This is a genomic window from Microbacterium sp., assembly GCF_047972865.1.
Lineage (GTDB): Bacteria > Actinomycetota > Actinomycetes > Actinomycetales > Microbacteriaceae > Microbacterium.
This window is the reverse complement of sequence record NZ_JBKEAY010000243.1, coordinates 1-8514: the sequence shown is the minus strand read 5'-3', so window position 1 is coordinate 8514 and position 8514 is coordinate 1. Positions and strand designations below refer to the sequence as shown.

Annotated in this window: 10 protein-coding genes; 6 read left to right on the top strand and 4 right to left on the bottom strand. The window is 66.5% G+C overall.

Annotated features, from left to right (window positions below; genetic code table 11):
- The 6 genes from ACK5KK_RS14970 to ACK5KK_RS14945 form a co-directional block, all read left to right on the top strand.
- The coding region (locus ACK5KK_RS14970; protein ID WP_416890883.1) for an AAA family ATPase at positions 1 to 2427 on the top strand (2427 nt) is incomplete at its 5' end.
- Positions 2428 to 2484: 57 nt separating this feature from the next.
- Entirely contained in the window at positions 2485 to 3099 is a 615-nt protein-coding gene (locus tag ACK5KK_RS14965; RefSeq protein WP_416890882.1) for a CGNR zinc finger domain-containing protein, read from the top strand.
- Positions 3096 to 3494, top strand: a complete 399-nt coding sequence (locus ACK5KK_RS14960) for a RidA family protein (protein ID WP_416890881.1) — start codon at positions 3096 to 3098, stop codon at positions 3492 to 3494. Before ACK5KK_RS14965 ends, ACK5KK_RS14960 begins: the two co-directional genes overlap by 4 nt.
- Positions 3491 to 3727: a YdeI/OmpD-associated family protein gene (locus ACK5KK_RS14955; RefSeq protein WP_416890880.1), complete on the top strand. Its 237-nt coding sequence runs from the start codon at positions 3491 to 3493 to the stop codon at positions 3725 to 3727. The genes ACK5KK_RS14960 and ACK5KK_RS14955 overlap by 4 nt, the downstream gene beginning before the upstream one ends.
- Positions 3728 to 3912: 185 nt before the next feature.
- Entirely contained in the window at positions 3913 to 4788 is an 876-nt protein-coding gene (locus ACK5KK_RS14950; RefSeq protein ID WP_416890879.1) for an AraC family transcriptional regulator, read from the top strand.
- Between the two features lie 108 nt (positions 4789 to 4896).
- The gene (locus ACK5KK_RS14945; protein ID WP_416890878.1) at positions 4897 to 5499 is read left to right on the top strand and encodes an NYN domain-containing protein; all 603 of its coding nucleotides are present in this window, start codon (positions 4897 to 4899) and stop codon (positions 5497 to 5499) included.
- Between the two features lie 13 nt (positions 5500 to 5512).
- On the opposite strand, the gene ACK5KK_RS14940 is transcribed toward ACK5KK_RS14945, so the two are convergent.
- Genes ACK5KK_RS14940 through ACK5KK_RS14925 form a run of 4 tightly spaced genes read right to left on the bottom strand, consistent with a single transcriptional unit; the run spans position 5513 to position 8178 of the window.
- A complete protein-coding gene (locus ACK5KK_RS14940) occupies positions 5513 to 6859 on the bottom strand; it encodes a recombinase family protein (RefSeq protein WP_416890877.1) in 1347 nt (448 codons plus the stop codon).
- On the bottom strand, positions 6783 to 7376 hold the full coding sequence (locus tag ACK5KK_RS14935) for a recombinase family protein (RefSeq protein ID WP_416890876.1): 594 nt from the start codon (positions 7374 to 7376) through the stop codon (positions 6783 to 6785). Before ACK5KK_RS14935 ends, ACK5KK_RS14940 begins: the two co-directional genes overlap by 77 nt.
- Positions 7348 to 7590, bottom strand: a complete 243-nt coding sequence (locus ACK5KK_RS14930) for a hypothetical protein (RefSeq protein ID WP_416890875.1) — start codon at positions 7588 to 7590, stop codon at positions 7348 to 7350. The genes ACK5KK_RS14935 and ACK5KK_RS14930 overlap by 29 nt, the downstream gene beginning before the upstream one ends.
- A gap of 48 nt (positions 7591 to 7638) precedes the next feature.
- Complete coding sequence (locus ACK5KK_RS14925; RefSeq protein ID WP_416890874.1) at positions 7639 to 8178, bottom strand: hypothetical protein; 540 nt, start codon at positions 8176 to 8178, stop codon at positions 7639 to 7641.
- Positions 8179 to 8514: the final 336 nt, after the last annotated feature.

Genomic DNA, 8514 nt, shown 5'->3' with positions numbered 1-8514 from the left:
TCCACATGGACGGCGCACACGGTGACCGAGCACGCGACCCGGATCATGACCGAGCAGGGCGTGCGCGCCGCTCCCGGCGAGGTACGCGACTTCATCATGGTTGCGTCGCGGCTGGCGTTGGAGGACTGCTTCACGATCCTCCCGCCCGGCGCACCACGGCCCGAGCATGTGGCGCATCTGACGAGCGTGCGCGTCATGCAGGCCGAAACGGAACTGCGCGACCTCATGGCCGCGCGAGTGCCAGAGAACGAGCCGGCCCTGCCGGACGTGCGCCAGCTGGTGCAGACCGCCGGCCTTGACGCCGGCCAGACCGAGGCCGCCGCAGCGGTCGCCTCAACCGACGCCCTGGTGATCGTGGAAGGCGCGGCAGGCAGCGGGAAGACGACCATGCTCGGAGTCGCAATCGAGGTCGCGCAGCAGGAGGGCCGACCGACGCGGGTGGTGGCGCCGACGAAGAAGGCCGCTGACGTCGCCCACCGTGCCCTCGGCATCGCGGCGGATTCGGTGGCCGCGCTCGTCCACGCCCACGGCTACAGGTGGAACACCGACGGCGTATGGACGCGCCTCGCACCCGGCGACACCGACACCGAGACAGGCCGCATCTACACCGGCCCACCCGAGACCGCACGCCTCCAAGCTGGGGAGCGGATCGTGGTGGACGAGGCCGGGATGCTCGACCAAGACAGCGCCCTCGCCCTGTTCACCGTCGCCGCCGAAACGGGCGCAACCCTCGCCCTCGTCGGCGACCGGGCGCAACTCCCCGCCGTCGGCAGGGGCGGCGTGCTCGACATGGCCGCGCAGATTCGAGGCCGCACCACCGACATGAACGAGGTACACAGGTTCACCGACCCCGCCTACGCCGAATTGTCGATGCGGTTGCGCGACCGCGACGACCCCGCCGCGATCTTCGACCAACTCCGCGCCCTCGGCCTGATCCACCTGCACGCCGACACCGAGCACCTGCACGAACACATCGCCAAGAACCGCAGCGACGGGGAAGCAGTGACGGTCGCGACCAACGACGAAGCAACACGGCTGAACGCCCGCATCCGCGACGAGCGCACGCACGCCGAGGCCGTGGACGACGAGAGGACCGCGACCGGCAGTGATGGTCTCCCCATCGGGCGCGGCGACCTGATCCAGACCCGCAAGAACGACACCACCCTGGGCGTGGCGAACCGGCAACTGTGGGTCGTGCAACACGTCACCGACGATGGGGCACTGTGGGCGGTCGAAGCGGGCAGCGACCGGAAGCGCGAGCACACCGTGCAACTGCCCGCCGAATACGTCACCGAGCACACCCACCTCGCCTACGCCTCGACCGCCTACGGCGTGCAGGGCATCACCACCCCGGCATCGCACACGATCCTCACCGACGCCATGAGCGGCGCGGCCGTCTACGTCGGCATGACCAGAGGCACCGACGAAAACGTGCTGCACGTCGTCGCCGAGAACACCGCCGAGGCCCGGTTGCAGTTCATCGACGCTGTGGAGCGTGACCGCGCCGACCGAGGACTGGCCGACGCCACCCAGCACGCGGTCGAGGCGGTGCGGGGTCTGGTCGACGACGGCCCCGTGAAGCTCGTCAACACCGAGATAGCCGCGCTCACCCAGCAGGCCGAGCACGCCGAACAGCGGGCGGCCCTCTGGCAGCAGGCAGCCGACGCACTCACCGAGCTTCATGCGCGGCAGCGCGACGCACGCGACCAGGCAGCGCAGATCGCAGACAGCGCAGCCCGCCAGCTCGAGCGGGTGCGCGCCGAGGTCGCCGCCCCGCTCACTGAGCAGGCATCGGCGGCGCTGGGCGAATGGCAGGATGGGGACACCGCGCAGCGGGTCGCCCGCGATCGTCTGCGTACGGTCGGCAGGTTCGGCAAACGCCGAGCCACCACCGAGCATCACACCGCCCAGGCCCTCGCCCACGACAGCGCGCAGCGTCTGACGAGCGAGTGGGGCGAGCCGCCCAGGTGGAACGAGGATGCCGCAGCGTGGGTCGAGCGCGTCACCCGGCCCCGGATCGACACCGACCCCGGCGTGATCGAAGCGACCGCCCAGCAGGAAGCCGCAGCAAGAGCGGTGCGCAAGACCTTCGGCCCCGACCCGTGGCCCCGCCTGCGCATCTACGCCCGCATCTTCGGCACCGACGCAGTGGTGAACAACCGGGCTGTCTACCTCACCGCACGCCCCCACGCCAACGCCGAGGACGCAACCCGAACGGCGGCCCAGGCTCGCGCCGAAATCGAGGCTTTACGCGCCCTCACTCCCGCTGAGGCAGTCGAGCGGATCGAGCAGACACGTGCGACCGAGCAAGCCGCACGCGAAGCCGCCAACCATGCGCTAAGAGAGCGCCAACGACAGCTCGATCCGTCTCACTCGCATACGCACGACAGCACTCCACACTATGGCGGGCCATCTCTGGGTCGGTAGCCGCACCGTCAGGCCCACAGTTGACTGATCCGGGACGTAACCGAGTATCAAGGTTACATGAACCTGGACCCACCGACCGGCCAGTGGTTCGTCGCAGGCGACGGGCAGCGTTGGTGGTTCGACTCCGGCTCTATCGCATTTGACTTCGCCTACACGGGTGGCTTTCCCGGCCCGCCTGAGTGGGAGTACTGGCGCGAGCCGCAGGATGTCGCCAAGTGGTGGCGCGAACGATTCGGAGTTGATGTGCCGGTGAGCGCAGCGGACTACGCGCAAGCGCGTGAACTGCGGAAGATGATCGCCCAGGCAGTGATTGCGGCAGCCTATGACCGAATGGTTCCAGACGAGTCTGCGGCCACTATTGATGAGTGGGCGGCGCGCCCTGACATGCCGCCCCAACTGCGCGCCGAGCCGCCGGTCAGCTCCGATCGGCTCCTGGCAACCATCGCAAGGTCTGCCGTCGCTGCGCTCCGTCAGACAGAGCGAGTACGCGTCTGCGGTGCCGATGACTGTGTGGTCATGTACCTGGACACCTCGCATTCGGGAAATCGCGCCTGGTGCTCGATGCGGCGGTGCGGCAACCGGCACAAAGTACGGGCACTGCGCGCACGCCGCGCCGCATCCGGCACGACAAACGATCCACAACAGCAACCACGACAGGAGAACAACTCATGACCCTCACGCACATCAACCCCGCAGCTCTGCACAAGAACCCCGCGTTCTCTCAGGGTGTGCTGGCGACAGGTGGCTCGCTGCTCGTCGTCGGCGGACAACACGGCACCGATGAGCAGGGACAGCTTGTTTCCACCGACCTCGGTGAACAGACGAAGCAGGCCCTCCGGAACGTACTTACGGTGCTCGCCGACGTAGGGGCAGACGCGAGCCACGTCGCCCGACTCGGCGTCTATCTCGCTGCCGGGGCCGACGCTGGTGCCGGGTACGCATCGGCGTTCGAGGTCTGGGGCGCAAATCCCGCTGCGGTCACGGTACTCATCGTTCACTCCTTCGCGCGACCCGGCGTTCTGGTGGAGATCGAAGCACTGGCCGTCGTGCCGGAGAGCGCATCATGACCCTGCAAAGGCCAGCACAGCAGATGCCAGACGATATTGCGGAAGTGCTCGCCGAGCACCGGTTGCGCAACGCCTACAACGACCGGCCGGCCTACCAGCGCAACGATTACCTCGCATGGATCGGTCGCGCGAAGCGACCCGAGACGCGAGGCAAGCGGATCAATCAGATGCTCGACGAACTGGAAGAAGGCGGTACCTACATGGGGATGCAACACCGTCCATCCCAACGATGAACGATCACCGCGTCTTCGCCCAGACCGTGCTCCGGTGACCGCATCTCACGGAGTGCCGACACCACGCCGATGGTCATGGCGTACGAGACGGAGCCATGAATATACCCTTTGCAGCGATCAGAGCAGGAACGCTGACCTCGCGCCGCCCAGTGGAGGCCAGTGCATTCGACTGCGTGCGCTTCGTCGTGATCCGTGATGGTTCGTTGCTCATCGACTACACGAACCGGGTCGAGCCGGTCGGCATGGGCGACGTTGTGATGGTGGCTCCCCACACGGCCATTGGGTACGAGCGAGAGGGCAAGACCACTGTCACGACGCTCTTTGCTGACACCGACTACCTGATCGAGCACCTGTTCTGGCAGCACCTCGATCTGATCCCTGACCGTGACGCGGCCCGTGACCTCGCCGCGAAGCTTTACCCCGATCCGGTGCAGGTGCTCCGCCTCGGAGAATGCGAGGTCGAACGGCTGGGGCCGATCCTCGATGAACTCGTCGCGCTGACCGCGACGGGCCAGGGCGCAGCAGGGTACTTCCACGTCCACGGGCTCCTGTTCACCCTGCTCGAAGCGATCACCCCTCACGTCCATCATGCGGCTGTCGAGATTCCGCCGCTCACATCGCGGCAGCGCGTCGCCCGCGTCGCCGCTCCGCGCTGGCAGAGATTCCGTCCGGTTCGCCGTGAGGCGGCGCGGGTCGCCGCGCTCATGCGAAGCGACATCACACAACCCTGGCGGCTCGATCATCTCGCCGCGCACGCCTGCCTCTCAAAGAGCCAACTCACCCGCGTGTTCAAGGAGTCGTTCGGGGTGACACCGCTGGTGTACCTTTCGATCCTGCGAGTACGGGAGATGGCGCGCCTGATCCGGGAGACTGATCTGCTCATCACGGTCATCACCGAGCGAGTTGGCTGGTGCTATCACAGCGGCTGCGCGACACGGGTGTTCCGCCGCTACATGGGCGTCACCCCGATCCGCTACCGCCACTACGGGCCACCGAACGCGAGCAGGGACGGGCCGGGGATCGGCGTCGCGCGAGCCGCCGGTCAGCGCGCAGCCGGGTAAGGCTGCGAGGGCTGGCCCACGGGCGCGTCTCGGTGAGGTATGCTTGTCGTATTCCGCCCCGCCGTCCCCCTGGGATTGGCGGGGATTTTTCTACCACAGGAGGGACGGATGAGCGACGGCGTGGATCGCGTGGTGGTCTTCATGGACTACCAGAACATCCACGGCTGGGCACGCCGCCAGTTCCTCCCCTTCGGGGCCGACCCCAGCGACGGGCACGTCTTCCCGCTCAAGATCGGCGAACTGTTGGCCGAACGTCGCCGTCGCGAGAGCGAACTCATGGAAGTCCGCGTCTACCGAGGTCGCCCGAACCCGGAACGCCAGCCCGGCGCCGCAGCCGCGAACGACCGGCAGACCGCCATGTGGGAACGTTCCGACCGAGTGACCGTGATCCGCCGCAACCTCCAGTACCCCGCCGACTACCCAGCGTCACGAGCCTCGGAGAAAGGCATCGACGTCGCCATCGCGGTGGACATGATCCGCCTCGGCATGTCCGGCTACATGAACACCGCGATCCTGTTCTCCTCCGACAACGACCTCATGCCCGCCGTCGAAGTGCTCTGGGACATGCCGCAGTGCCATGTCGAGGTCGCCTCCTGGTCCGGCGCGCACCGCGTCCGCTTCCCCGGCACACAGCAGCCCTGGTGCCACCACCTGAACGAGACCGACTTCCACGCCGTGCGCGACACCTACGACTACTCGACCCACGAGTAGCAGTCGCTCACGCTCACGCCGGACGGGTCTTCGCCCACACCGTGCCCCGATGCACCCCGAACCGACGCGCCAGCACGACCACGCTGACGCCTTGCGTGCGGGCTGTTCGCATAGCGCCCACTTCCTCGTCTGTGAGCCGGGTTCGAGGTCGTTTCTTTGGTTCCGCCGACGCGCCGATCAGCGGGTCATCGGCCTCGCCTGCAGGGTCGGCGTCCCCGCGAACGCCTTGATTCCACGCGGAAACCAGACGCTCGACCCGTGGTCGCCTGTTCCCGCAGCGCTCCATTGCGTCCACAATTTCAGACGTAGTCGAACCCCTGACATGGGTGTTTTCGTCTGTCGTTGCGGCGAAGGGCTCTGCGAGACGGAGGGTTGCTTCCTCGTCTTCGTTGATGTCGATGCCGGTGGTGAAGGTCTGGTTGGCCATGCGCTTCCCGTGGGCGTCGGTGGTCTTGTAGAGGCGCTGGCAGTCGATCAGCAGCCGTAGGGCCTTGTCGATCTGCCGGCGCGGTCCTTGGTCTTGGTCGTGTTCGTTCTCGATGTGGCGGTCGATGTCAGCGAGGCCCGCTCGGATGCGGTCTTGGTGGCGTTTCAGGGTGGTGAGGTCGATGGCGTCGGCGAAGTGCGCGGCGAGAAGCTTGTCGGACTCGTCTTCCAGGCGTCGGCGGTTCGCGGCGAGTTCTGCGAGTTCGTCGGAGCGGGAGGCGAAGCGTTCGTCGAAGGCTTGCTCGACTTTCTTGGCGAGGCCGACGTACTGGGCTTCATTGATCGAGATGCGGGCGTAGCAGTCGGCGACAAGCTGCTCGGCGACCGCAACCGGGATTGCGCGTCGCGTGCACTTCGTCTTGCGCGTCCGTCTTCCGCTGCACGAGTAGTAGGCGTATTGGATGCCCTGCTTGTTCGTCGGCAGGTCGAGCTGCAACCTCGATCCGCACGCCCCACAGAAGAGACTGCCTTTGAGGTAGTGGTCGTGAATGCGCTTGCGAGCACGGGCTTGCTTCGCGGTGTCGAGGATCGACTGGACCCGCTGCCAGGTGGCGAGGTCGATCAACGGTTCGTGAGAGCCCGGATGGTTCGCGCCCTTATACGGGACGAGGCCGATGTAGTAGGGGTTCCGCAGGATCTTGAAGAAGGTCGAACGACCCACTGGTCCTGACGGTCGTTGTGGTGTCGGGATGGTGGTGAGCCCTCGCGCTGTTGCGTCGGCGAGGAGGTCGACGACGGAGTAGTCGCCGGTGGCGTATTGGTCGAATGCCCGCCGGATGAACGGCGCTCGCTCCTCGTCAATCTCGACGGTCCGGTACTCGCGGCCCTGGTCGTCTCGGGCGCGGACGTTGAGGTAGCCGAGTGGTGCGCGCATGGGGGTTCCGCCGGTGGCGACCTTCTGCGTCAGTCCCTTCGTCACTTCGGTTGCGAGGTTTTTTGGAGTAGAACTCGGCGATGCTCGACATGATCCCGTGCAACAGCATCCCCGAAGGCGTCTCGTCGATGTTCTCCGTCGCCGAGACGAGTTTCACTCCTGCGTCGAGCAATGCGTGGTGGATCTCGACGTCGTCGAGGCGGTTGCGTGCGAGCCGGTCGACCTTGTGGACGATGCAATACTTCACCTGGTGGGAGGCGATGTAATCGAGCATCCGCTTCAAGTCGGGTCGGTCGGCGGAGCGAGCGGATTCCCCCGCATCGACAAACTCCGCGACAATCCGCGCCCCGAGCGCCTCCGCCTTCCGACCGTTGGCCTCGCGCTGCGCCGGGATCGAGAAGCCTTCGTCGCGTCCGCCCTTCGCGGCCTGCTCCTTTGTCGAGACGCGCTGATACGTCACAGCGGTGAAGGAGGGAGCCTGCTCAGCTTCAGGCGATGCTGGCAGCAAGAGCGTCATTGTCGTGTCCTTCCTTGGCCTCGCCGGCGTCGTCACCGGGGACGGTGGTTTGATCGTCTCGCGCGTGAACGGCTCGGTCCTGGGCTTCTTCCTGGTGGAGTTGTTCGGCGAGGTGCAGGACGAGCGTGACGAGACGGTCGATGTCTGGTTCCTCGCGCACGCGCGGCGTCGCCGTGATGCGACGACCAGACGGTGTGGGGCGCGAAAAGGTCATGGAGGAGAGGTACGCACCCCCGCGCCAGATTCCCCGCACCCTTCATAGTCATAGCGCGCGCAGGTGCGCGCGTCGATCCGTCTGCCGCCCACGCTGCTCGGGCGGCACTTCCTCGCGCGCGACATCGAGCCGCTTGGCGAACTCGTTGCTGCCGTCGAGCGCCGCGTGGAATCCCTCGATCTGCTCATCGGTGAGTTCGACCGCGAGTTGGTGGAGGTCATAGCGTTCCCACCACTCCGTCAACTCGCCCCACGTCAGCACGAACGCCCGTGTCGGGAATGGGCCGTCGCTGCGGCGGAGGGGGATGGGTTTACGGATCTTCTTCCGCTTCGCCCGCCGCTCCGCCTTCACACGCGCCAGGGCTTCCTCCGCGAGGCGGTGTAGCTCGGCGTCGGATGTTCCGGGCGGGGCTTCGGCTTCGTTACGGATACGCACGAACGCCGGATCGACGGGCCCGCCTGCCTCGATTCGCCCCAGCGCAGCTTGTGCCCTGCCTCGTAACTCGTCGGGCATGGCGGTGTCGGCAGCGACCTTTTCGAGGTATCCGATCTTGTCGAAGGTCTTGTAGGAGACGCCGCCGGGCACCATTGCGGCCGCTTGTACGCTCGTGCGCCCGAGAGGTCCTGTTGGTGTGGGAAGGTTTTCCCCACCATGCTCACCCGGTGCGTGACCCGAGTGGAACTGCGTCAGCTCACGACGTTTCGCGGCTCTTCGCAGTTGAGCTGTCGGGTGGGGTGACCCGCGTCGTGGGGGTCGAGAGGAGTGGGTGGTCGCCTATTGTCGGCTCGCCTGTGCGGGCGGTAGCTGGGTGTCTGGCCGTGGTTGACGTCGACACCCTTTGGTGCTCGCGAGCCCGTATTTGAGCTTGACGCGGAGGACACCCACGGGGACCGTGGATTGTTGCTTCGAGCACGAGTATTAGAT

Excerpts from the sequence above, each read along its gene's own strand:
- ACK5KK_RS14930 (WP_416890875.1), bottom strand. The coding sequence starts at position 7,590 with ATGACCTTTTCGCGCCCCACACCGTCTGGTCGTCGCATCACGGCGACG.
- ACK5KK_RS14945 (WP_416890878.1), top strand. The coding sequence starts at position 4,897 with ATGAGCGACGGCGTGGATCGCGTGGTGGTCTTCATGGACTACCAGAAC.
- ACK5KK_RS14925 (WP_416890874.1), bottom strand. The coding sequence starts at position 8,178 with ATGGTGCCCGGCGGCGTCTCCTACAAGACCTTCGACAAGATCGGATAC.
- ACK5KK_RS14965 (WP_416890882.1), top strand. The coding sequence starts at position 2,485 with ATGAACCTGGACCCACCGACCGGCCAGTGGTTCGTCGCAGGCGACGGG.
- ACK5KK_RS14955 (WP_416890880.1), top strand. The coding sequence starts at position 3,491 with ATGACCCTGCAAAGGCCAGCACAGCAGATGCCAGACGATATTGCGGAA.
- ACK5KK_RS14935 (WP_416890876.1), bottom strand. The coding sequence starts at position 7,376 with ATGACGCTCTTGCTGCCAGCATCGCCTGAAGCTGAGCAGGCTCCCTCC.
- ACK5KK_RS14960 (WP_416890881.1), top strand. The coding sequence starts at position 3,096 with ATGACCCTCACGCACATCAACCCCGCAGCTCTGCACAAGAACCCCGCG.
- ACK5KK_RS14940 (WP_416890877.1), bottom strand. The coding sequence starts at position 6,859 with ATGCGCGCACCACTCGGCTACCTCAACGTCCGCGCCCGAGACGACCAG.